Below are 25,439 nucleotides of genomic sequence, written 5' to 3'. Positions count from 1 at the left end.
CATGGCGTCGATCAACAAGTTTCGCCTGCATGGCCTGGCGGCGGGCGCGCTGCTGGCCGCCGGTCTGTGCGGCGCCGGCAGCGTCGGCGCGGTCACCCTGGAAGAGGCGTACCAGGCCGCGCTCAAGCACGATCCGGTGTTCCGCATGCGTTACTACGAGAACGAGAGCGGCAAGGAAAACGCGATCCTGGGCCGCTCGCAGCTCTTGCCGCAGGTGTCGGCCAGCCATTCGGTTAACCAGAATCGGGTTGATCGCGAGTTCACCAGCAACGGGCGGCTCCAGCAGGATTACCCAAAATACCTGAGCCGCTCCTCGGTCGTGCAACTGCGCCAGTCGCTGTTCAATATGGATGCAATCCAGCGCTACCGTCAGGGCAAGGTGCAGAGCGCCCAGGCCAAGGAAGCTTATGAAGCGGGCACCGACGAAGTCTCGGTGCGCCTGGTCAGCACCTATATGGATGCCTTGTTCGCCGAGGATCAGCTGGCGCTCGCGCGTGCCCAGCGCGACACGCACAGCGAGCAGCAGAAGGTGAACCAATTCCTGTTCGAAAAAGGCGAGGGCACCCGCACCGACATGCTGGAAACCCAGGCCCGGCTCGATGTGGCCGAAGCCGCGCTGGTCGAGGCCCAGGACCATGTGACGGCGGCACGCAACACGCTGGCCGGCGTGATCGGCATGGATCCGGGTTCGCTCGACCAGATCGCCGCCAACTTCCGTCCTGTCACGCTGGACGTCACCACGTACGAGGAATGGCAGCAACTGGCGCTGCGCCAGAACAATACGCTGGCGGCGTTGCGGCTGTCGGTGGAAAACTCGCGGCTCGAGATCGGCCGTAACAAGGCGGGCCACCTGCCGCGCGTCGACATGGTCGCTTCCTACGGCAAAAACCTCAGCGAGACTTTGACCGTGGCAGGCCAGGAAACGCTCAACCGCTCGATCGGCCTTCAGGTGAATATTCCGATCTATTCGGGCGGCGCGATCAGCGCGCAGACGCGCCAGGCCGCGGCCAACTACGGCCGCGTCCAGGCCGAGCTCGATGCCCGCACCAACGAGACCATGGTCGAGTTGCGCCGCGCATACGACCTGGTTCAGAGCAGCGGTCGCAAGATCGATGCCCTCGTCAAGGCAGTCGATTCGGGCAAGGAACTCGTCAAGGCGACTGAGCAAAGCATCAAAGGCGGGGTGCGTATCAACCTCGACCTGCTCAACGCCCAGTCGCAGCTCGTCACCACCCAGCGCGACCTGGCCCAGGCCCGCTATTCCTACCTCGTGGGACTGATGCGCCTGCGCGCAGCCTCCGGCACGATCGCGCCGGAAGCCATCCGCGAGATCGCAGCCTTCTTCCGCTGATCAGCGACGGTCGCCTGCGCCCGCAGGCGGCCGCATCCGCCCAAGCGTCAGTCAGGGCGAAGTAACTTCTCATATCCCGCAGCAACCATCGTTATCTTGCATTCAAAAGATGTGATTTTCCCGAATCCGTCCGATGTGTGCGCCGCTAATTCGTCGTTTTGAGTAATATCAAATCACCAATTAATAGCGGAGGTAACTATGGCAATCGCCGAACTCGATATCCAGGAACTGTACGTCGCGTATTTCAACCGTCCAGCCGACGTTGCCGGGCTGGACTACTGGAAGGATGCGCTGGACGCGAACCCGGATGCGCTGAATGAACTGTCGCGCTCGTTTTCGACATCGAATGAATACCGCGACACCTATGCCGGCATGGACAACCGTGCCGTGGTCAGCGAGGTCTACATGAACCTGTTCGGCCGCGAGGCCGAGTCCACGGGCGTGGACTACTGGGCCAACCTGCTCGATAACAAGATGATCACCATCGATAACGTCGTGACCCAGATCGCCGACGGCGCCGAGGGGCAGGATGAAATCGCCTTCAAGGGCAAGATCGCCGCCGCGACCCTGTTCACGGATCGCCTGGATGAGCCGCATGAACAGGCTGCCTATGCCGGCGCCAACATCGATATCGCGGCCGAATTCCTCGCCACGATCAAGGACCTGTCGTCCGCCGCCGATGCGCTCGACACGGAAGTGGTCGATGCGTGGATCGACCGGATCGTGGACGCGCATACGGCCGGCGAAACCGCGCTGGTGGGCGTGCAGACCGGTGCGGAAGCGCTGCCGGTGGTGTAACGGTATTGCTCCACTCGGCCGTCGTCCCTGTAGCTCAACTTAGCCGTCGTCCCCGCGCAGGCGGGGACCCAAGGTCGCTTGAGCTGATGGAAAAGACGCTATGGACTGCAGCGGAAATTAGGTTCCCGCCTTCGCGGGAACGACGTGCTTATATCGCGCCAACGACGTGCTTACATCGCGCCAACGACGTGCTTATATCGCGGGAACGACGTGGTTATGCTTGGGCCGCTGGCTGGGCGGCAGGCGCATTGAGCGCTTCACCCTGGGCTGGCTTGCCCGCGCAATGCGGGCACGACACGCCCACGACATAGTCGGGCGACAGCTGCTGGCGCGGCGTCACCACGGCGCGGCAGGCGAAGCACTGCACGGTCTCGGTCGGTTCCAGCTTCGGGTTGAGCGCGGTGCGGTAGTCGAACACGAAGCAGTCGCCGTTGTAGTGGTCGCCACCGACTTCCTCGAAATACTTCAGGATGCCGCCTTCCAGCTGGAACACGCGGTCGTAACCGATTTCCTTCATGTGGATCGCCGCTTTTTCGCAGCGGATGCCGCCGGTGCAGAAGGTCACCACGGTCTTGCCGGACAGCTCTTGTTTGTGCGCGGCAGCCACGGCCGGGAATTCGGTGAACTTGTCGATCCGGTAGTCGAGCGTGTTGTTGAAGGTGCCGACGTCCACCTCGAAGGCATTGCGGGTTTCCATCATGACGACTTCGACGCCGTCGTCGTCATGGCCCTGGTCGAGCCAACGCTTGAGGGTAGGGGCATCGACCACTGGCGCGCGGCCCAGTTCCGGCTTGATCAGCGGCATGCGCATGGTGATGATCTCTTTTTTGATCTTCACCAGCATGCGCTTGTGCGACTGCTCGGCCGACAGGCTTTCTTTCCATTCCAGGTCGGCCAGGCGGGCGTCGCTGCGCACCCAGGCCAGATACTGGTCGATATGTTCGCGCGTACCCGACAAGAACATATTGATGCCTTCCGGCGTCAGCAGCACAGTCCCCTTCAATCCCAGCTCGTTGCACAGGTCCTGGTATTGCGGGCGCAATTGCTCCAGGTTGTCGAGCGTGATGAATTTATAGGCGGCGATGTTGACGTACTGGGTGTGGGAAGACATGGTCGATAGGCCTTGCAAAGGCGTGAGAAAAGACAGGGCGACATTATAAGTCAGCCAGTCAGACCTACCACGCGGCACCGGCATTTTGCCGACAATAAGGGCTTAGCGTACGGAAACTCGCTAATTCGATAACAGGTAAATAGTGCAATAAAAGCACTTCGTTTCTGGAATGTAGCAGGAGATGTCAAATTTGCGTTAACAAAAAACCTATTAACTATGTGTATCGCATGTACAAAAAAGCATCATTCTGTGGTGCGTGCCCAACATTTCCGGCGAAAACGGTAAATTGCCTGTTCGCAATAAATATCTGACACCTATACTCAGCGAGCGATGCAATCCTGCCGCGACTCAATTTTTTGCCGACTTACCGACATGACCGCTCCCAAACCAGCTTCCCTTGATTTCGACGACCTGTCCGTTACAAATTCCAATTCGTTATCGAAGAACGGAACGCCATACGGCACCTTGCTGTTCTCACATATCGGTAGCGGCTACGACAGCTCGAGCTATATCGACGAAGACCAGGGTAACAAGTATTTGTCGATTTCATTGAATCAGGCCGCGGAGGATTCGGGCGTGCGCATCTCGGCCCAGGATGGCAGCAGCTTCGGCATCAAGTCCCTCAAGTTGATCGTACCCCAGAGCTTGATGGCCGACGTCAAGGTCATAGGATATGACTCGAACGGGTCTCCAATCGCCTCGAAGACATTCAATACGGCCCTCAACGATCCTTTCGGTTCGGTTCAGTTTTCACCGGAAGACGGCACGCTGACGTTCAACGCGGAATGGAAAAACGTGTCGGCGGTCAGCCTGATCAAGCCTACCCAAGGAAGCTTCTATTTCAGCCTCGACGACATCGTCCTGCAAACCAACACCCTGCAGTTCGCCGCCAGTAGCGATACCGGCGTCAAAGGCGACGCCACCACCAAGCTGAGCTCGCCGGCGCTGGAAGGCTTCGCCGAAGCATCGGTCGAGCTGGACGTGTATCTCGACGACGCCAGCGTGGCATTCGCGACGGTCGACAGCAATGCCGAAGGCTATTACTCGGTCGCGCTGCCCGACCTGGACGACGGCGAGCACACCGTGACCGTCAAGTTGACGAACAGCGACGACGCCGGCACCAGTTTCACCTTCACCGTGGACACCAAGGCCGATGCGCCGGCCGAGATCGGGCTCGACAGCACCTATGCCATCGGCGATCCTGCCGACAAGGTGACGTCCGACTTCACCCCGGACATCACCGGCACGGCCGAGAAGGGCGCCACCGTCACCCTGTACAACGGCGACAAGAAGGTCGGCGAAGCGGTCGCCAACTCGCAAGGCGACTGGAAAATCACCACCACCGAACTGCAAGACGGCCCCTACAGCCTGACGGCCAGGCAGGTCGACGTGGCCGGCAACGAATCGGCGGCCAGCGCGCCGATCGCGTTCACGGTCAAGAGCGGCCGCCCAAGCACCCCGGTGCTGAGCGAGGACAGCGATTCGGGCGTGAAGGACGACGGCATCACCAACGACGTCAACCCCACGTTCACTGGCACCGCGGCGGCGAACGCCGCCGTCAGCCTGCTGGACAGCACCGGCAAGCTGCTCGCCGTCGGCAGCGCCAACGGGGACGGCAACTGGTCCATCCGGATCGGCGACAACATGACCCTCGATCCGGAAGACCGCCAGCCGCTGAAAGACGGCAACTACAAGATTCATGCGCAAGTGCTGGCGATGGGCCAGGGTGTGGAAAACCAGCCGGTGGTCCTCAAGAGCGGCATCGTCCGGGTCGAAATCGATACCGTCAACCCGGACGCCCCGCATGCGCCTGCGCTGGCCGAGGCCAGCGACAGCGGCACGGTGGGCGACAACATCACCAACGTCACCGCTCCGACCCTGAACGGGCACGGCGCCGACGCCTATGGGCGGGTCGCCATCTACGCCGACGGCAAGCTGGTGGCCAGCACGAAGGCGAACGAAGAGGGCGTCTGGAGCGTCAAGACCGACACGCTGGCCGTCGGCAAGCACACGCTGACCGCCGTCCAGTTCGACGCCGCCGGCAATGTGTCGCAAGCCAGCGAAGCGCTGGAATTAACGGTCGAGCGCGCGGTCAGCCCGACGCCGACGCCGACTCCGCCGGTCGTCGACAATAGCGTGCAGGTGTCGGTCAAGCCGGTCACGCTGCCTGGCGGCGCGATCGGCCGGGAAATCAATGTGCCGATCGTGAGCACCGGCCAGACCGGCGCATCCGACATTTCCCTGGTCAGCAGTGGCGGCAAGGCGCTGTTGACCGCGAATCTCGACGTGGGCCTGGGCCTGAGCGCCAGCGGCGGCCTGGTTAGCGGCACGGACACCTCCCTCAAGACGCTGATCGGCATGATCGAAGCCGCCAACAAGACCAATGAGGTCGCCAACATCGCCAAGATGATCGCGAACGGCGAGCGGTACCTGGACAGCCTGGCGATCGCCCAGTCGCTGGTGGTCGAAACGGTGTCGCTGAAAGGCATCACGGCGTCCAGCAGCGCGATCGACCTGGTCGGTATCGGCGGCGGCCAGCAGATCGCCGTGGTGGTGGACGGCGCTGCGGCGCCGGCCGCAACCGGCGTCAACCTGAGCAATATCGATTTCGCCGCAATCATCGGCGCGATCAATGTGCATGGCGGCGGCACCAAGGTGATCCTGTCCGGCGATAACGCCGCACAAGGCTTCACCGTCGGCAGCAACGGCAGCACGGTGTTCGCCGGCGGCGGCGCCGACCTGCTGACCATCGACTTCGGCAGCGCCACCTCCGCCGCGGTGCGTGCCGCCACGGTCTCGACCACGGCGACAGTCATCAGCGAGGCGGTCACGACGACGCTGCTGCACGGCGGAGCCGGTCTCGACACCGCTGCCTTCGCCGGCGCCGCCGCCGACTACACCATCGCGCACCATGGCGGCTACACCCTGGTGAGCAGCAAGGCCGCGCCGGACCAGGTAGCCAAGGTGGTCAACGTCGAATCCCTGCGCTTCAGCGACGGCGTGCTCAAGGTCGAGGCCGATGCCGCGTTGCACACCCTGGCCGGCCTGTACCAGGACGTGCTGGGCCGCCAGGCCGACGCCGACGGTTTCGCTTACTGGGCCGGCGCCGGCGAGGCGGGCCTGAGCCTGGGCGGCGTCGCGCTCGAGCTGCTGGCCTCGGCCGAAGGCGTGGCCCGCTTCGGCGCGCTCGATGGCGATGCCACGCACGACATCGGCCTGCTGTACCGCGCGGTGTTCGACCGCACCGCCGACACCGGCGGCCTGGCCTATTGGGTCGAGCACATGGAGAACGGCATGTCGCTGCAGCAGGTGGCCAACGAACTGGTGCACTCAGCCGAGATCGTGGGCCATCAGCTGGATGCGGCGCAGTGGGACTTCGCCGTCTGACGATGTAATCTTTGCCGGCCGCACAACGGCCGGCAAATACCTGACTATTTCAAGGCGGTAACGCTACAATGCTTGCCTTTGATAACGGGGCACAGCATGCAGTCGCTGAACATCGGGTACAACCCACGGATCGACCAGTTGCGCTGGCTGGCGGCCACGCTCGTGTTCCTGTTTCACTTCCACCTCGAATACCGCGGCCTCGGCGGCACTGGCCTGAGCTCGCCATGGGCGGCGCTGATCATCGAAGGCCATACCGGCGTGGGGCTGTTCTTCACGCTGTCGGGCTTCCTGTTCATGCTGATCGCGCTGCACCAGCGTCAGATCGTGTATGCCGACTTTTTGCGCAACCGCCTGCTGCGCATCATGCCGCTGTACCTGGTGATCTTCCTGGTCGCCACCTCGATCGGACGCGACAAGTTCCAGCCGGCCGACCTGCTGTACGTGTTCGCCACCAACCTCGGGCTGGCGCCCACGTCCGGCACGCCGATCACCGGTGCGGCATGGACCATTTCGCTCGAGTTCTTGTTCTATCTGGTCTTCCCGTTCCTGGCGCGCTTCGCCATGGAAAGCGGCATCCGCTACCTGGCGGGATGGCTGGTGCTGCTGCTGTTTTTCAAGGCGGCGGCGTTCACCGTCAACACCAACAGCACGCTGATGTATTTCAGCACCTTCGTCGGCCGCTTCGACCAGTTCATCATCGGCATGATCGCCGCCATGGTGTACGCGCGCCACGGCGCGCTCCTGCAGCGCATCGCGCCCTTGCTGGTGCCGGCGTCGATCGCGCTGGTGATGTGGGATACGGCGCTGATGCACCGGCTGGCAAGTTTCGGCAGCGTGCCGCACTCCCCGTTCTGGATCGGCTGGTCACTGCTCGAGAGCGCGGGCTGGGCGCTGCTGATCCTCGGCTGGACCGCCTTCCGGCCGCGCCTGCCGGGCGTGGTGGAGCGCGTGCTCACGCATGGCGGCAAGATCAGCTTCTCGTTCTACCTGCTGCACATGGCGCTGTTGCACCTGCTGGCCACCCAGGTCGGGGCGGTGCGGCCGTTCGCCATTGGCTGGCTCGACGCCCTGTTCATGATTGTCGTCACCTATGCGACAACGTGGGCGCTGGCGACGCTCAGCTACCACGTCATCGAAGAGCCGTTCTTGCGCATGCGCCGCCGCTACGGCGCGACTGCCAAAAAAGAACTGGCGTCGGCTCGTCAGGAATGATGTGTTGGTTTTCGATATTTGCTGATTAATCGTCGATATCGCTCAAGTAGGATATAAAAAAGCTCAGAGAACGTCGGTAAAATACGACAAAACGATAGAAGCAGTAAAAATGTGTGTGTTTGTAATCTCAGGTGCATGGATACTTGGCTCTCGGCAATTTTCGCCTGGTCCACATTCTATAAACCATGAGCACACTCAGCATTCACGATTCGACGGTCAATTCCTTCTACCTGGCCTTCTATGGCCGGCCTGCCGATCCTGCCGGCCTCAAATTCTGGTCCCAGCAGCTCGCTGCGAATAACGGCGACCTAGGTGCCATCACCCAGGCCTTCGCTGTGTCGGAGGAAGCGCAAGTGCGCTTTGGCACCGACTCACTGGGTGACCGCATCGGCGAAATTTACCAGCAGCTGTTTAACCGGACGATGGACGCCGACGGACTGGCCTACTGGACCGACGTGGTCGAGCAGGGCAACGCTTCGCTGGCCGACGTGTCGATCGCCATCCTCAACGGCGCTCGTGGCAGCGACGCGACCCTGTCCGCGCTGCGCCAGCAGGCGGTCGACGAATTCACCGCGCAAGTCGAAGCGACCGGTAGCCAGTACGCTGGCTACGCCTCGATCGAGGCTGCCCGCATCCTGGTGCGCGCCGTGACCGCGGACGCCACCACCACCGACCTGGTGCAGCTGGTCAAGGCGGCAGTCTCGTTCGCCGATACCGCCACCAAGACCCCGCAAGTAGTCGAAGCGATCGCCGTCAACACGACGCTGCTGGCGCTGTTCGACACCACGCGCGGCAAGGGCGATCCGGTTGCGCTGGCCCAGGCGCTGGCCGACACCGCCAAGGCCGCCGCCGGCGACCCGGTCACGCTAGAATCGCTGCTGCGCGGCGGCGGCATGGACAAGGTGCTCAAGGTGATGCCGGCCGCGGCCAGCCTGAAGGACGTGGTCAAGGCCCTGGCCGAAGGCGGCCTGCCAGCCGCGGTCGAAGTGGTGTATCCGACCGCGCCAACCGCGCCAGGCACGCCGGCGCCTGCCGGGATGAAGCTGTCGTTCGACAGCATCGACCAGAGCGAGCAAGACCATGTGCTCGACAATACGACCAACCTCGCGTACGCCAACGTCAAATTCAAGTACACCGGTCCGGATCTGGTCAAGGGCCAGCACTTCGAGTACAGCATCGATGGCGGCGCATCGTGGATCGACCAGGGTATGCTGGAAGATACCGTCGCCAATACCGTCACCATTCAGGAGCTCTACCTTGGCGGAAAGGGCCATGCAACCCTTGTTGGTAATGTATCGACTCAGGAACTGATCACGCCGGCTAACGTCACGACCAAGATCCAGCTGCGCGCCATGGAGGGCGACCGCCAGCTTGCCGGCGTCACCAAAGAGGTCGTGTTCGACAGCGCGGCGCCGAATGCATCGCTGGTCTTCGTCGGCATCGACGGCAAGGATAGCGGCAACACCACGACCGCCACGGTCGTCAATGTCGACTTCGCGCTGACGGGCGAACTGGGCGCCGGCGACTTCGTCGAATACCGCATGCAGGGCAGCCAGGCGTGGATCGCACTCGATAGTCGATACGTCAAGGACGGCAGCGTGACCATTCCGGGCGTCGACCTGAGCAAGGCCGACCAGACCGTCCAGGTGCGGGTGACCGATAACGCGGGCAATGCCAACGAATTCGTTGCAACGCTCATCGATGGCCCGGCCGGCGTCGTGTTGCCACCGAATGTGCTGGTCGTGCCAAGGAGCGATGGCTTGATCGTTGGCTCCACGCTGGAGGGCACGTCGAAGCTGGTCGACGGCAACAAGTCGACGACCCTGACGGCAGTCCAGGCCCCGAATGAAGGCGGCTTCGTGGTCTATACCGTCGGCGAACAGGAAACTGGCGCCAAGGGCACGTTCGAGTTTACGCCTACCGGCGGCGCGCCCGTTACCCCTCCCCAGATTGCCGGCTATGTCCTCAATCTTGGCACCAAGGCAGCAGACACCATCTCCGGATCGGTCGTTTGGGGCTTCGGCGGCGACGACGTCATCATCGGCATCGGTAGCAAGACCAATCTGTTTGGCGGCGAGGGCAATGACACGATCACGGGCGGAGCTGGTCGCGACCTGATCATTGGCGGCAAGGGCGGCGACCTGATCGATCTCGGCACGGATGAGGTCTCGGACACTGTGCAGTACGAACTGGGCGATGCCGATGTGCCGTTCGTCGACAACACCAGCACTGCCGCCATCGACAAGATCAGCAATTTTGGCGTGGGCGATGAGCTGCGTATCGATATCATGTTCGGTCAGACGCCAGTACTCAGGACCGATTACCTGAGCGCAGGCGGCAACCCCAACGAGTACGCCATCGTGCGCGGTTCGGACGACGGCGGTGTCTTCATCAAGGGGGCGAGCGCGAGCGACGACGACTACATGGTCCAGTGGAGCAGTGGCGGCAAGGTCAACAGCACCATCCTGCACAATTTCGGCACCACGACGCCGAACCTGTTCGCCTATTCGGGCGGCTCTACCTTCGCACTCAAGCCGGTCATCAACGCGCAGTTCGATGATCTCTATCTCAACCTTGCAGCCGGCACCAGCCTGGCGGACATCCGCCTCAAGGATGGCTACATCACGAACATTGCCAACCTGGACACGTTCAGGCTCGAGGACTTCAGCACCGGCGTCGCCAAGGCACTGCCGGGCTACGATGCCCTGCCTGGCATGGAAAAGATCCAGCAAGGCAGCACCCTGGAGTTCAAGACGGCGCTGTCGGCCGGCCTGTTCAAGATGAGCTGGGCGAACGACACCTTCCAGACCACGAATGGCTTCGTGAATGCGGACGAAGTGTATTTCGCAGGCGGCGAGAATGGAACCTTCTCGCATCGCGGCTTTGTGCTGGACAAGGCGCCAGAAATCGTCAACAGCGACGTGGCGCGCGATGATTCCCTCGGCAACGACGGCTTCATCACCAATGCCATGGGCCCTGTCCGTATCGACACCGGCGCCGGCAACGACGTCATCGTCGACCAGGGCAGCGACGTGACCGTTGTCTACGACCGTATCGATGACCGCGCGCAAGACCTGATCTTCGGTTTCGACAAGGGCGACACGGTGCTGCTCGACGGCGCGCTTGCCGCCGCGTTGCGCAAGGATAACAACGACGACATTGCCTGGGTACATGAGGGCGAGGACATTTTCGCGACGACCGAAGGCGCGACCGTCACCGTCAACGGCTACGTCACGATCGGCACGCCTTACGGCGGCTGGGGACCATACAGCGGCAATCTGTTCGAGGAACTCAATCTCAAGCTCAATGTCGACAATATCGCGCTGAATGAGCATCTGCTCATCCTGGCCAACGGCGATCGCGGCGACAGCAACGTCCTGTTCCTGTACCAGAACATGGACAATAACGGCAAGATCGATGCGTCGGAATTGACGACGATTGCCATGTTCGCGGATGGCATGATCTCGACCGGCAACATCGAACTCGTCGGCACCCAGATCGGGGGCGGCATCGAAGGCTGAGCGACAGCCATCGGCTGACACGAGAGCCCTGCTGGGATGACGCCGGCAGGGCTTTTTTATGCGCTGACATTCTTTCGTCTTGTCTGGATCTGTTACTGAGACTGCGCAGTCATTTTGCTTTTGACAAGACGGGTCCAAATGAATACATAATTTTTTGCTATTTCTTTGTAGGAAAAAACCTACAAAATCGATAAAAGCAAAAAATATTTCCGTTTCGCAATTACATTTCGATACATACTAATTATGCTTGGCAAATACCATCCATAATTAATTGATATCGACTATGAACGAACTGACGTCCTACGAATCCACGGTTAATTCCTTCTACCTCGCCTTCTACGGCCGTCCGGCCGACCCTGCCGGCCTGACATTCTGGGCCGAGCAGCTGGCTAACAGCAACGGCGACCACCGCGCCATCATCGATGCCTTCGCCACCTCGCGCGAAGCGCAGGTGCGTTTTGGCGACGACACGCCGGCCGAACGCATCGCCGAGATCTACCAGCAGCTATTCAACCGCACGCCTGAACAGAGCGGCGTGGACTACTGGGCCGAGGTGGTCGCCCAAGGCCAGGCCTCGCTGGCCGACGTCGCGATCGAGATCCTGAAAGGCGCCCAGGGCACCGACAAAGGCCTGCTCGAGCTGCGCCAGCAGGCGGTGGATGCCTTCACCACCCTGGTGGAAACGTCGGGCAGTAACTACGCCGGTTATTCCTCCATCGAAGCCGCGCGCGTGCTGGTGCGCGCCGTGACGCATGATGCGTCGCAGGCGGACATCGCGCAGCTGGTCAAAGCGACCGTCGCCTTCGCCGATATCGCCTCGCACAACCCGGCCGTGATCGATGCGATCGCCACCGGCAGCAACCTGCTGGCGCTGTTCGACACCGCACGCGGCAAGGCCGATCCGGTGATCCTGGCCCAGGCCCTGGCCGATGTGGCGGCAGCTGCCGCCGGCAGCCCGGCCACGCTGGAGTCGCTGCTGCGCGGCGGCGGCATGGCCCAGGTGCTGAAGGTGATGCCGGCCGATGCCACCTTGCAGGACGTGGTCGAGGCGCTGGCCCGCGGCGGCCTGCCGGCCGCAATCGAGGTCGTGTATCCGAGCAGCCCGGCGACCCCGTCGCCATCGGCGCCGGTATCGTCGCTCAAGTTCGACAGCGTGGAATCCGGCACCGGCGACCGCGATCTCAAGGACCACGTCACCAAGGTCGAAAGCGCCGACGTCAAGTTCACCTACGACGGCGCCATCAAGGCCGGCCAGAGCTTCCAGTACACCATCGATGGCGGCAAGCACTGGATCAGCACTGGCATCGATACCTCCGTGCGCGGCGTCATCGTGCTCCAGGACGTCGACCTGACCATCGGTGCGCAAGACCTGCCGCCACCGCCGCCGCGCATGGGCATCATGGAAGCCGGCCCGGTCGAGGACGTCCTGACCACGGTGCAGCTGCGCCTGGTCGGCGCTGACAAGCAGGAAATCCTGTCGGCCACCGAAACGCTCGTGCTCGACCGTTTTGCCGAGATGCCGGACGTCGCACTTGTGAATGCGACCGCCAGCCATTTCGGTGGACTTGGCACTGGCAACACCAACGTCGTCGGTTTCGCGATCGATGGCCTGGAGCAAGGCGCGGTCGTACAGTATCTGTACATGTCTCCTGGCGCCAATATGGCGACCTGGACGACCAGCTTGCCGGCGCTGCAAGACGGCATGCACACGGTCCGGGTCCGCCAGCTCGATGCCGCCGGCAATGCAAGCGAGGCGAAGGAAATGCAGTTCAATCTCAACCGCGAAACGCCGGATGCGCTGACGATCCGCCTGGCCGACGATACCGGCATCGACGATAAAGATGGCGTCACCAGCGATGGCACCGTGATCATCGAAGGACTCGGCGAACCATCGCTGACCGGCTGGGAATATTCGGTCGACGACGGCAAGACCTGGAAGTTCGGTGGCGTCACCAAGGACGGCGTGGAGGCCCAGCTCGACCTGGGCGCGCTGGACATCGCCACTGGCGCACTCCTGGTGCGTCAGATCAATTACGCCGGCAATGCCAGCGCGGCGTCGAACAAGCTGGAATTCACGTTCGACGACACCCCGCCGACCGAAATCCTGAGCTTCCAGCGCATCGAGGGCGAACTCGATGGCGTGCTCAAGACCGACCAGGACAAAGTCGACCTGACCTTCGGCGTCGCGCACAAGGACGATGGCATCGTCCAGTGGCGCGTCAAGGGCAGCGATACCTGGGTCGACGCCCCGCAGGCGAACAGCAACGGCCACTTCACGCTGCAGGGTATCGACCTGTCGGAAGCCGACCAGACCATCGAGCTGCGCGTGATCGACGCCGCCGGTAATGTCGGCTTCGAGGACAGTGTCGTCATTGACGGCCCCATCGGCATCTCGGTCGAGATGACGCCGCAGGGCCTGCGCGTCACCAGTTCGACGGCGGGCACGATCGAGATTGGCGGGGTGCCGGTCGAATCGACCCACGAGACCACGCAGGCGATCGTTGGCACCGTCCTGGTGGGCCAGCAGGAACTGGCCCGCAGCGGCGTCCTGACCGTCAGGACGGCCGACGGCCAGGTGCTGCAAGACCCGAGCGGCCGCGTCTACCATCTGGGCGACGCCGATGCGGATGGGCCGCAGGGCAGCTATCTGTGGGGCTTCCAGGGTTATGACCACCTGGAAGGCACGGCCGGGGACGATTACATCAGCGGCGGCGCCGACAACGATACGATCTACTCGATGGGCGGCAGCGACGTCATCTCGGGCGGCGCCGAATCCGATGCCATCTACCTGGAAGTCGACGGCAAGGGCAGCACCCTCGTATACGAAGCAGGCGATACCCGCAGCACCGTGGTCGTCTCCGGCGATTACTTCAACGGCATGGACTTCATCTTCGGGGCGGAAGCGGGCGACGTGATCCAGGTCGGCGACATCCTGCATGGCGCCTCGACCGTCGGCGATACGCTGCTGACCAGCGCCGCAGCCGGCCAGGTATCGGTCGTGCGCAGCTCGGGCGACAGCCGCTTCAACGTCAACCCGGACGGCACATCGTTCCTGGTCCAGTGGACCGACGGCACGGCGATCAACAGCATCTACTTCAAGGACTATGCCGGACATGCGCTGGACCTGGCCATCGATGCCGGGCGCGGCACGCTGACGCTGGTCGACGGACCGGTGGCATCGACCTACAAGAGCATCACCTACAGCTTCAGCGCCACCGACAGCGGCTTCTACCTGGACGGCATGCCCGACGGGATCGTGCATTCGGGTGTCGGCAATGGCCTGCTCGCGGGACAGGATTTCTGGCTGGAGAATGCCCTGACCAGCACCCAGGCCGACAGCGACTACACCAGCGGTCCTGGCTTCGGCATCGGCATCGATGGAAACATGCACTTCGGCCGCGCGCTCGAGGCAGGCGTCTACAATATGAGCTTCAACAAGGATACGTTCGCGACCGACAGCGGCTACCTCGCGGCGGGCGATATCATGTTCGCAGGCGGCGTCGCCGGCAACATCGTCCAGGACGGATTCAGCGTCCCCACGTTCTTGCCTATCAATTACACCCTGAACGATGCCGGCAGCAATGTCAGCAAGATGTACGGCGCCTACGGCACCGCGGTCCAACTGACCACCGGCACGCAGCAGGACGTGATCCTTGCGGGTGGTGGTGTTCAGATGGACATCCGCTACGGACGTATCGACAGCAGCGCGCAAGACATGCTGATCGGCTTTGGCGGCGATGACCAGCTATTGTTCCAGGGAGTGGCGGAAACCACCATCGACAAGGACCAGAATGGCGCGCTCGACTGGGCGTGGTCCGGTACGCTCGAGGCGCACCATGAGGGCATTGCCATCGATATCGACGGCGTGATCGTCACCAGCGAACTCGATAACGACGATTCGGCGACGCTGGCGACACTGCGCGCGCTGGACGTGACAATGCTGACCAAGCGCGACCTCGTGATCCTGGCGCGCGACACGGCCGCCGACAGCGCCATCCTGCTGCACTACAGCGATAGCGATGGCAACGGCGTCATCAATGGCGGCGAGGTGCAGGTCATCGCGACCTTCTTCGACGGCGTGCCGCTCATGGACGAGATCAATGTGGTCGGCACCTACTACGGCCAGACCCCCTGATGGCGCCCAACCCCGCTGCTCCGGCAGCGGGACCGATGAACCACCACCTCTTCAACTCATCGACAATTTCATGACCACGCTCTCCACCCACGAATCCGCGGTAAATTCTCTCTACCTCGCCTTCTATGGCCGTCCGGCCGACCCTGCCGGCCTGAAGTTCTGGGCCGGGCACCTGGCCAATAGCGATGGCGATCATCGGGCGATCATCGATGCCTTCGCCACGTCGCGTGAAGCGCAGTTGCGCTTCGGCGACGACACGCCGGCCGAGCGCATCGCCGAGATCTACCAGCAGCTATTCAACCGAACGCCTGAACAGAGCGGCGTGGACTACTGGGCCGAGGTGGTCGCGCAAGGCCATGCCTCGCTGGCCGACGTCGCCGTCGAGATCCTGAAGGGCGCCCAGGGCACCGACAAGGGTTTGCTCGACCTGCGCCAGCAGGCGGTGGATGCCTTCACCACCCTGGTGGAGACGTCCGGCAGCGACTACGCCGGTTACTCTTCCATCGAAGCGGCGCGCGTGCTGGTGCGCGCCGTGACGTCTGGCGCCTCGCAGGCCGACATCGAGCAGCTGGTGAAAGCGACCGTCGCCTTCGCCGATATCGCCTCGCACAACCCGGCCGTGATCGATGCGATCGCCACCGGCAGCAACCTGCTGGCGCTGTTCGACACCGCACGCGGCAAGGCCGATCCGGTGGTCCTGGCCCAGGCCCTGGCCGATGTGGCGCAAGCCGCCGCCGGCAGCCCCGCCACGCTGGAGTCGCTCCTGCGCGGCGGCGGCATGGCCCAGGTGCTGAAGGTAATGCCGGCCAGCGCCACCCTGCAGGATGTCGTCAACGCGCTGGCCCAGGGCGGCCTGACCGCCGCGATCGACGTCGTGTATCCGCCGGGCCCGACACCGACGCCGACTCCGCCGAAGGGCGTGACCTTCACCTTCGAAGGCGTCACCCATGATCCGGACGACCGCGCGCCGAACGACCACGTCACCAACGAAACGACCGTCGACATCCGCTTCAGCGTCAGCGGCGCCCTGCAGCCGGGCCAGAAGATCCAGTACCGCCACGAGGGCAGCGCCGAGTGGACCGACATCGCGCCGGTCAACGGCATCATCGTGCTCGAAGACGTCGACCTGACGATGGGCGAACCGGTAGGCGAATACCGCGCCGGCGCACGCGAGCCGATGCCCGACCATCTGCTGACCGTGGAGCTGCGCGTGGCCGCCCCCAGTGGCGGCACCGTCGGCACCCCTTTCAAGCAGGAGATCCTGCTCGACGTTACCGACCCGCACGGCCAGCTGGGCTTTGTGCGCATCGGCCAGGGCGTTGACGGCGTGCTCAAGACTGACGATGAGATCGTCGAAGTCACCTTCAGCATCGACGACACCAGCGACGGCGTCGTCCAGTGGCGCATCAAGGGCGCCGAGACCTGGGTTGACGCTCCGCAGGCGAACAGCACTGGCACCTTCACGCTGCAGGGCATCGACCTGTCGGAAGCCGACCAGACAATCGAGCTGCGCGTGATCGACGCCGCCGGCAACGTCGGCGATTACCAGGAATGGGACATCGACGGCCCGGCTTCGGCCGACCTGACGGTCACGCCCACGCTCGATGGCCTGACCATCACCAGCCCGATCGCCGGCTCGCTGGCGCTGGGGCCGTCCCCGCTGTTCTCGACCGAGCAAGGCGGCGGCGCCATCAAGGGCTCCTTCTATGTCGGCCAGCAGCAGAGCCAGTCCTCCGGAACCCTGCAGGTGACGCCGGTCGGCGGCGGCACGCCAGTGGCGGACGCCAGCGGACGCAGCTACTTCCTCGGCACCACCTCCGGCGACATGATGTCGGGCGCCACCCACCAGTGGGGCTTCGACGGCGACGATCTCCTGATCGGCACCGCCGGCGACGACTACCTGATCGGCGGCGACGGCTACGACGAGATCGTGGGCGGCGGCGGAAGCGACTTCATCGCGGGCGGCAGCGGCGCCGATACGATCATCATGCTAGCCGACGGCAAGGCCAGCCGCCTGCTGTATGAGGCGGGCGACACCCATATCGGCGGCATCGTGTCGGGCGACAAGATCCCGGAGCTCGACCGCATCGTCGGCGCCGAAGTGGGCGACGTATTCCACATCGGGACCATCTTCCGCGATACGCCGCCCGAGGTCAGCGATGAACTGCTGAGCGGCTACCTGCTCGGCGCAACCGCACTGGCGCGCGGCAGCAACATCAACGGCCGCTTCCTGCACGATGCGAGCGGCGAGGACTATATGCTGCAGTGGACCGACGGTAACGGCATCAACAGTATCCTGCTGGCCGGCTACAGCGGCCCGGATCTGGCACTGAAAATCGATGCCGTGGCCGGCACGCTGACGCTGGCGGCCGCGCCGGTTCCGCCGGGTGAGATGGCCTCGATCCATACCGGCACCCAGTTCGACTTCTCGGCCCAGTGGAGCAAGTTTTCCTTTTCCGGCATCCCGGCCGACGTCGTGCTGGCCAATACCGGCAACGGCTTGCTGGATGCCAGCGGCTTGCAATTGACCGACCTGCGTCCTGGCGCTGATCCGACCTCGGGCTACCTCGATGGCAGCAATTTTGGTGTCGATATCGAGGGCCGCCTGACCCTGAACAAGGTGCTGGTTGCGGGCGTCTATGAACTCAAGTGGACCGAAGGCACTTTCGCGACCGAGGTTGGCGTGTTCGGCGCCGGCAGCACCCGGTTCGCCGGCGGCGTCGATGGCACGGTCGTCCAGCAAGGCTTCGAGCTCAAAGGGGCGATATCGCTCGACGGCAGGCTGGTCAATGCCAGCGGCAGTGCCAACAGCATGCTGTATGAGCCGGGCAACGCCAGCACGGTGCTCATCACTGGCAAGGGCCACGACGCGGTGCTGGCCGGTCATGGCACCGTGGACCTTCATTACGAGCGTTTCGATTCCGCATCGCACGACCTGATCGTGCGCTTTGGCGACGACGACCACATCACCCTCGCGGGCCAGGCGGCGACGAAGGTCAACAAGGACTTCAGCGACGAGATCGTCTGGAAAACAGGTGCCGAGGTGGTCGTGGACGGTGCCACCGAAGGGGTGTTTATCGAGACCCTTGGCCCGTTCGTGAGCGATGAGCTGAACCTCGCAGGATCGGCAACACTGCTGAACCTGAACAACCACCTGAACGTGACTGGCGCACAGAAGGACGACAGCGCGCTGATCCTGGTGAAGGCCCTGGAAGGCAGGGGCGGCGCGCTGCTGCACTACACGTCCGCTGACAACAACGGCGTGGTCGACGCCAACGAAGTGACGCTGATTGCCGTGTTCACCCAAGGGGTGCCCGAGATCTCGCAGATCACGCTGATCGGTATTCCAGGCTGATTGTCTGGCCGGTCCCGGTGCAATGCCGGGACCGTGCTCCTGTCCCTCATCGGCGAGATCCGGTCAAAGGGGTGGCGCTGCTCCGATTGCGCCTGTGAGTATTGCCATCATGGCCAGGCTAAGGACTTGCAACGGTTTTGCCGCTGCGCGTGCGCCAAACCTCAGTAAATAATATCGCAACCAACAACCCCGCCGCGATCGTCCACGATGTCGACGCTCGACGACGCCGATGAAATCACGCTGCTCGCCACCTTCAGCGATGGTGTGCCGGGCTTCCAGCAGATCGACCTGATCGGCATGATGTCTCCCTGAGGCAACGCGCCAGCGCACCCGACCGCAAAGGCGATGCGGATGCGCCGCCTGCCCGTCACCGGGCAGGCGTTTTTCCAGCCCCGACAGCATCGCCACGGCGCGACCCCGGGCAGCGCCCTCGACATGCCGCGCCCAGCCGGCTCGCGGTAAAATACCGGGATGACCTCCCCGACTTTCACCCATCTGCGCGTCCACTCCGAATACTCCATCGTCGACGGCCTGGTCCGCATCGACGACCTGGTCAAGGCCGCCGTCAAGGACAACCAGCCGGCGCTGGCCGTGACCGACCTAGCCAATACCTTCTGCCTGGTGCGTTTCTACAAGGCGGCGCGCGGCAAGGGCATCAAGCCGATCGTCGGGGTCGACGCCTGGATCACCAACGACGACAACCGCGACAAGCCGCATCGCCTCTTGATCCTGGCCAAGAACCACACCGGCTACCTGCAGCTGTGCGACCTGCTGGCGCGCGCCTGGCTCACCAACCAGCACAAGGGCCGCGCCGAGCTGCGCACCGAGTGGCTGGAAGCGCTGGCCACGTCCGTGTCGACATTGAACCCCGACGAGCCGCAGGATAACGCCCTGATCGTGCTGTCGGGCGCCCATTTCGGCGACGTCGGCCAGGCGATCGAGAACGGCGACCTGGCAAAGGCCGAGGCCAATGCCGCGCGCTGGGCGACAATCTTCCCGGGCCACTTCTACATCGAGATCCAGCGCGCCGGCCAGCCCAACCAGGAGCAGCAGGTGCGCCATTCGGTGGCGCTGGCCGGCCGCCTGGGGCTGCCGGTGGTGGCGACGCACCCGGTGCAGTTCCTGGACAAGAGCGAATTCATCGCCCACGAAGCGCGTGTGTGTATCGCCGAAGGCGAGATGCTGGCCAATGCCAAGCGCGTGCGCCGCTTCAACGAGAATATGTGCTTCAAGTCGCAGGACGAGATGGCCGAGCTGTTCAAGGACTTGCCGGGCGCGCTCGCCAATTCGGTCGAAATCGCCAAGCGCTGCAACGTCACGCTCACCCTGGGCAAGCCGCAGCTGCCGAATTTCCCGACCCCGGGCATGACGATCGACGAATTCCTGGTCGCCGAGACCAAACGCGGTCTTGAAGAGCGCCTGGTCCAGCTGTATCCGAACGAGGCGCAGCGCGAAAAGGAGCGTCCGCGCTACGAAGCCCGCCTCGATTTCGAGAACAAGACGATCATCAACATGAAGTTCCCGGGCTACTTCCTGATCGTGGCGGAGTTCATCCAGTGGGGCAAGAACAACGGCGTGCCGATCGGCCCGGGCCGCGGCTCGGGTGCGGGTTCCCTCGTTGCGTATGCCTTGAAGATTACCGACCTCGATCCGCTGAAGTACAACCTGCTGTTCGAGCGCTTCCTGAATCCCGAACGCGTCTCGATGCCCGACTTCGACATTGACTTCTGCCAGGAAAAGCGCGAACTGGTGATCCAGCACGTGAAGGACCTGTACGGCCGCGACGCGGTGTCGCAGATCGCCACCTTCGGCACCATGGCGGCCAAGGGCGCGATCCGCGACGTCGGCCGCGTGCTCGACTTCGGCTACAACTTCTGCGACGGCATCTCCAAGCTGATTCCGTTCAAGCCGGGCAAACCGGTCTCGATCGCCGAGGCGATCGAGGAAGAACCGATGCTCAAGGAGCGTCTCGAAAACGAGGAAGAGGTCAAGCAGCTGCTCGACCTGGCGCAGCAGGTCGAGGGCATCACGCGCGGCATCGGCATGCACGCCGGGGGCGTCTTGATTGCGCCGGGCAAACTCACCGACTTCTGCCCGCTGTACACCCAGGGCGGCGACGCCGGCGTGGTGTCGCAGTACGACAAGGACGACGTGGAGGCCGTGGGCCTGGTCAAGTTCGACTTTTTGGGCCTGACCACCTTGACGATCCTCGACCGCGCCGTCAATTACATCAAGGATCTCGACCCGGCCGAGAGCGAATTCGACCTGGCCAAGCTGCCGCTGGACGACCGCCTCTCGTACAAATTGCTCAGTGACGCCAAGACCGTCGCGATCTTCCAGCTGGAGTCGCGCGGCATGCAGGGCATGCTGAAGGACGCGCGTCCCGACCGTTTCGAGGACATCATCGCGCTGGTGGCCTTGTACCGTCCGGGCCCGATGGACCTGATCCCCGACTTCTGCAAGCGCAAGCACGGCGAGAAGTTCGACTATCCCGATCCGCGCACCGAGTCCATCCTGTCCGAGACCTACGGCATCATGGTCTACCAGGAGCAGGTGATGCAGATGGCGCAGATCGTGGGCGGCTACTCGCTGGGCGGCGCCGACATGCTGCGCCGCGCGATGGGTAAAAAGAAAGCCGAAGAGATGGCCGAGCACCGCGAGATCTTCCGCGCCGGCGCCGCCAAGGATGGCCTCACTACCGCCAAGGCCGATGAGATCTTCGACTTGATGGAAAAATTCGCGGGCTACGGCTTCAACAAGTCGCACGCGGCCGCCTACGCGCTGCTGTCGTACCACACCGCGTATTTGAAGGTGCACCACACCGCCGCGTTCATGGCAGCCAATATGTCGCTGGCGATGGAAGACACCGAGAAGATCAAGATCCTGGTGGAGGATGCGAAGGAGATCTGCAAGCTCGTGATCCTGCCGCCGGACGTCAACGAATCGCAGTTCCGCTTCACCCCGGAAGGCGAAGCGAAGTCCAAGACCGGCAAGCAGGTGACCAATATCCGCTACGGCCTGGGCGGCGTGAAGGGCGCGGGGCAGGGCGCGATCGAGGCCATCATCGCTGCGCGCAAGGAAGGCGGCAAGTTCAAGGACCTGTTCGATTTCTGCAAGCGGGTCGATCGCAAGCAGATCAACCGCCGCACCATCGAATCGCTGATCCGCGCCGGGGCGATGGACGCCTTCGGCGTCGACCGCGCCGTGTTGCTGGCGTCGGTGGCGTTCGCGATGGAAGCGGCCGGCCAGGCGGCGGCAGCGGCCAACCAGGTCAGCCTGTTCGGCGGCGACGATTCCGACCTCGTGGCGCCGCCCGAGTACGTCAAGGCCACGCCCTGGACCGACCGCCAGAAGCTGTCCGAAGAAAAGATCGCGCTCGGCTATTACCTGTCGGGCCATATGTTCGACTCGTATGCGCAGGAAGTGCGGCGCTTCGCCAAGACCAAGTTGAAGGATCTGGAGCCGTCGCGCGACCCGCGCATGATGTGCGGCGTGATCACCGGCGTGCGCACCCAGATGACCCAGCGCGGCAAGATCCTGATCGTGGCGCTGGACGACAAGACCGCCGTGCATGAAGTGACCGTCTACAGCGAGGTGGCCGACGCCAACAAGCACGCCCTCAAGGAAGACGAGTTCCTGCTGGTGGTCGGCAAGGTGTCCGAAGACCGCTTCAACGGCGGCCTGCGCATCACGGCCGAGAAGGTGTTCGACATCGCGGCCTCGCGCATCCAGTACGGGCACAAGCTCGAGATGGACCTGGCTACCACTGTCGATCCGGCGAAGATCGCCGAAGTGCTGCAGCCCTATCGGGTGCAGGACGGGATGCCGGTCAGCCTGCGGCTGGAGACCAACGGGATACCGTATGTGGTGCAATTGGGTGACGAGTGGCGGGTGGGGCCGTCGGATACGCTCAAGCAGGCGCTCGAGCTCACGCTGGGGGCGAAGGACGTGGCGGTCGAGTACTGAACGCGAGAAGTAATTCATCATCGATGTATCGAGCTACTAGATTACAGTCGCTTTTTTAATAAAAAGTATACGTCTGCCACGCGTGGAGACAGGCAACCTAGAAATGCTTATGGCGGAGCAAACTCAACCGAAAAAAATGCTTTTACGGCAACTTCCGCATCTTGCTTCCACCGTGTGTACTGAACTATCTTGCGCTGTCTCTAGGCGCAGATGGTGGCGATTTGCAAAAAAACTGCGCCAACGGTAAATTTGCGTCATAATCAAGCCTATAACTTACTATGAACTGCGAGATTTCCGCATGCTGATCGAATTTTCCGTCGAGAACTTCAAGTCTTTCCGCGAGAGGCAGACTTTCTCAATGGCTGCCGCCCCACGTCTCCGCAAAAAAAACTGCGTATTCGTTCCTGATGTGCCTGGCGAAAAATTACCAGCACTATTAAAAGTAGCTGCTATATATGGCGCTAACGCTTCTGGAAAGTCAAACTTGTTAGAAGCTTTAGACATTGTTCGTAGAGTAATTCATGCGAGAATTTCTGATAAGAAAGCTCTGCCTGTTAAACCTTTTCGATTCGATAGGAAATTATTGGATCAGCCAACGCGTATTGAATTTCATTTCATTGAGAATAAATGCCGTTATCACTTTGAGCTTGCGCTTACCGAAAGTCGCATTTATGAAGAGAGGCTGACAAGCTTTCCTAAAGGGAAAGAGATCATGCTTTATGAGAGAATTTATGATGGCGAAGTTGAAAATTACAGAATTGTCGGTTTAGAAGGTGAGCCTGAATTACATAACGTATGGAAAAAACTAACGCCGCCTCGCGCGTTATTTTTATCTCAGGCGGTCGAAAATAGCAGTGAGGAACTACAGCAGTTAAGAATTCCGTATCGTTGGCTAAAATCGGGTAGTTTATTTATTGGTGATAATTTGGCTCCGCTTGGTAGGTCAATCCAGGTCGTAGGGACAAAATTTCCTCAATTTGTAAAGGACATGAGCTCCTATCTCCAAGAGATTGATGTCCCGGTGACAAAGATAGAGTTTGAAATTGATAAGGATGATGACGATTTAGACCGTGATTCCGACTCTGATTCGAGTTCGGTGGAATCTTTAGAAACAGCGTTACAACAAGCATTTGATGGATCAGTAAAGCATAAAACGACCTTAACTCACAGAACAGAACTAGGTGAGACAGAATTTGATTTCAATGAGGAGTCAAAAGGGACACGAAGTTTGATGGGTTTTTATCTTCCTTGGTTGGCTCTGCCGCAAAAAACAATCATAGTTGATGAATTAGATAGCAGCCTCCATCCTATGCTTGTAGAGAACCTTGTTAAGAAACATCTATGCAATCCTGGTGAGGGGCAGTTAATTTTCACCACCCATGATACACATCTTATGAATACAAAAATGCTTCGACGAGATCAATTATGGATAACGGATCGAGATAAAAATGGAGCAACAAAGTTGTTTTCAATCCATGATTTTGAGGGGCGTGAAGATGAGGATGTGGAGAAGCGTTACTTCGAGGGACGTTATCGCGGCTTGCCGATTTTAAGGTCTGAATAAATGGGACGTGGCGCATCTTCTTTTCGTCGACGTGAGGCCAGTTTTGTTCAGCAGCCTAAAGTTTTGGTTATCTGTGAGGATACGACATCAGGGAAAAAATATTTGAACGATGCAAAGGTGCATTTTCGCGCTAATGCACTTATTGACGTCGCGAATGTTGGTCATACAGACCCTAGAGGAATAGTTGAAAAAGCAATTGAGCGTCAAGCGAAATATGACAACCTTTATTGTGTAATTGATAGGGATACGCATCCGACATTTGACGAGGCAATGCGCCTTGCGGGAAATCAGCCGAAAATTGAAATGATTGTCTCGTATCCTTGTTTCGAATATTGGCTATATTTGCACTTTAAGTACAGTCGGAGGGCATATGCGAATGCCAAAGGTCTGTCCCCTGGGCAAAATATGCTGAGGGAGCTCAAGCGTATAAAGGAGATGGCGTTTTACGAAAAGGGTGATAATCTAGACTTATTTGAAAAATTACTCCCTAGATTAAAAGATGCCAAGGATAATGCCATTCGCGCAGAACGTGAGGCTGCGGATGTGGGAGAACCGAATCCAAGTACTAAACTTCATTTTTTGCTAGATAGGTTTGAGCAGCTAGGAACTCCGAAGGCTGTTGGTAAGGGCAAGACATAGAGAAGATTGGAATTAGCCTATTTTAGCTAAGTCAGTTTTCCTCGCTTTTACGAGAAATATCTGTCCGACAGCATTTGCATTGGAAACTAGTGGCGGCTCGGTCGCCGCCAACCAGGTCAGCCTGTTCGGCGGCGACGATTCCGACCTCGTGGCGCCGCCCGAGTACGTCAAGGCCACGCCCTGGACCGACCGCCAGAAGCTGTCCGAAGAAAAGATCGCGCTCGGCTATTACCTGTCGGGCCATATGTTCGACTCGTATGCGCAAGAGGTGCGGCGCTTCGCCAAGACCAAATTGAAAGACCTGGAACCGTCGCGCGACCCGCGCATGATGTGCGGCGTGATCACCGGCGTGCGCACCCAGATGACCCAGCGCGGCAAGATCCTGATCGTGGCGCTGGAC

At 61.4% G+C, this 25,439-nt stretch carries 11 protein-coding genes and 2 pseudogenes; 12 read left to right on the top strand and 1 reads right to left on the bottom strand.

All coding sequences use genetic code 11. The features are described from left to right. The first annotated feature begins 1 nt into the window (after position 1). Complete coding sequence (locus SOM61_RS24800) at positions 2-1,351, top strand: TolC family outer membrane protein (protein ID WP_320476549.1); 1,350 nt, start codon at positions 2-4, stop codon at positions 1,349-1,351. Between the two features lie 198 nt (positions 1,352-1,549). Then, complete coding sequence (locus tag SOM61_RS24795; protein WP_320476548.1) at positions 1,550-2,149, top strand: DUF4214 domain-containing protein; 600 nt, start codon at positions 1,550-1,552, stop codon at positions 2,147-2,149. Positions 2,150-2,363: 214 nt separating this feature from the next. Here SOM61_RS24795 and SOM61_RS24790 read toward each other — a convergent pair whose 3' ends face one another. Then, the gene (locus SOM61_RS24790) at positions 2,364-3,260 is read right to left on the bottom strand and encodes a sulfurtransferase (protein ID WP_320476547.1); all 897 of its coding nucleotides are present in this window, start codon (positions 3,258-3,260) and stop codon (positions 2,364-2,366) included. Between the two features lie 465 nt (positions 3,261-3,725). Here SOM61_RS24790 and SOM61_RS24785 point away from each other — a divergent pair, with 465 nt between their 5' ends. The 10 genes and pseudogenes from SOM61_RS24785 to SOM61_RS24745 all read left to right on the top strand — a co-directional run. Then, complete coding sequence (locus tag SOM61_RS24785; RefSeq protein WP_320476546.1) at positions 3,726-6,647, top strand: Ig-like domain-containing protein; 2,922 nt, start codon at positions 3,726-3,728, stop codon at positions 6,645-6,647. A 96-nt stretch (positions 6,648-6,743) separates the two neighbouring features. Beyond that, positions 6,744-7,859 (top strand): acyltransferase family protein, encoded by a 1,116-nt coding sequence (locus tag SOM61_RS24780; protein ID WP_320476545.1) that lies wholly within the window; start codon positions 6,744-6,746, stop codon positions 7,857-7,859. Between the two features lie 185 nt (positions 7,860-8,044). After that, positions 8,045-11,380 (top strand): DUF4214 domain-containing protein, encoded by a 3,336-nt coding sequence (locus tag SOM61_RS24775; protein WP_320476544.1) that lies wholly within the window; start codon positions 8,045-8,047, stop codon positions 11,378-11,380. A 283-nt stretch (positions 11,381-11,663) separates the two neighbouring features. Continuing rightward, positions 11,664-15,515 (top strand): DUF4214 domain-containing protein, encoded by a 3,852-nt coding sequence (locus SOM61_RS24770; RefSeq protein WP_320476543.1) that lies wholly within the window; start codon positions 11,664-11,666, stop codon positions 15,513-15,515. Between the two features lie 70 nt (positions 15,516-15,585). After that, positions 15,586-18,870, top strand: coding sequence for a DUF4214 domain-containing protein (locus tag SOM61_RS24765; protein WP_320476542.1), 3,285 nt, complete (start codon positions 15,586-15,588; stop codon positions 18,868-18,870). Between the two features lie 36 nt (positions 18,871-18,906). Beyond that, positions 18,907-19,029, top strand: a pseudogene (locus SOM61_RS26550) (IS1595 family transposase); the annotation flags it as partial. Positions 19,030-19,341: 312 nt separating this feature from the next. Continuing rightward, on the top strand, positions 19,342-22,836 hold the full coding sequence (dnaE, locus tag SOM61_RS24760; RefSeq protein ID WP_320476541.1) for a DNA polymerase III subunit alpha: 3,495 nt from the start codon (positions 19,342-19,344) through the stop codon (positions 22,834-22,836). Positions 22,837-23,134: 298 nt separating this feature from the next. Further along, on the top strand, positions 23,135-24,400 hold the full coding sequence (locus SOM61_RS24755; protein ID WP_320476540.1) for an AAA family ATPase: 1,266 nt from the start codon (positions 23,135-23,137) through the stop codon (positions 24,398-24,400). After that, positions 24,401-25,039: an RloB family protein gene (locus SOM61_RS24750; protein ID WP_320476539.1), complete on the top strand. Its 639-nt coding sequence runs from the start codon at positions 24,401-24,403 to the stop codon at positions 25,037-25,039. 103 nt (positions 25,040-25,142) lie between these two features. After that, positions 25,143-25,439, top strand: a pseudogene (locus tag SOM61_RS24745) (hypothetical protein); the annotation flags it as partial.

The organism is Massilia sp. CFBP9012, assembly GCF_034045115.1.
Taxonomy (GTDB): Bacteria; Pseudomonadota; Gammaproteobacteria; order Burkholderiales; family Burkholderiaceae_D; genus Telluria.
The sequence above is the reverse complement of the archived record's forward strand: the minus strand, read 5'-3'. Positions and strand labels throughout refer to the sequence as shown.

Coding starts and splice junctions, on each gene's coding strand:
- SOM61_RS24750 (WP_320476539.1), top strand. CDS start 24,401: ATGGGACGTGGCGCATCTTCTTTTCGTCGACGTGAGGCCAGTTTTGTT.
- SOM61_RS24800 (WP_320476549.1), top strand. CDS start 2: ATGGCGTCGATCAACAAGTTTCGCCTGCATGGCCTGGCGGCGGGCGCG.
- dnaE (WP_320476541.1), top strand. CDS start 19,342: ATGACCTCCCCGACTTTCACCCATCTGCGCGTCCACTCCGAATACTCC.
- SOM61_RS24780 (WP_320476545.1), top strand. CDS start 6,744: ATGCAGTCGCTGAACATCGGGTACAACCCACGGATCGACCAGTTGCGC.
- SOM61_RS24755 (WP_320476540.1), top strand. CDS start 23,135: ATGCTGATCGAATTTTCCGTCGAGAACTTCAAGTCTTTCCGCGAGAGG.
- SOM61_RS24795 (WP_320476548.1), top strand. CDS start 1,550: ATGGCAATCGCCGAACTCGATATCCAGGAACTGTACGTCGCGTATTTC.
- SOM61_RS24770 (WP_320476543.1), top strand. CDS start 11,664: ATGAACGAACTGACGTCCTACGAATCCACGGTTAATTCCTTCTACCTC.
- SOM61_RS24775 (WP_320476544.1), top strand. CDS start 8,045: ATGAGCACACTCAGCATTCACGATTCGACGGTCAATTCCTTCTACCTG.
- SOM61_RS24790 (WP_320476547.1), bottom strand. CDS start 3,260: ATGTCTTCCCACACCCAGTACGTCAACATCGCCGCCTATAAATTCATC.
- SOM61_RS24765 (WP_320476542.1), top strand. CDS start 15,586: ATGACCACGCTCTCCACCCACGAATCCGCGGTAAATTCTCTCTACCTC.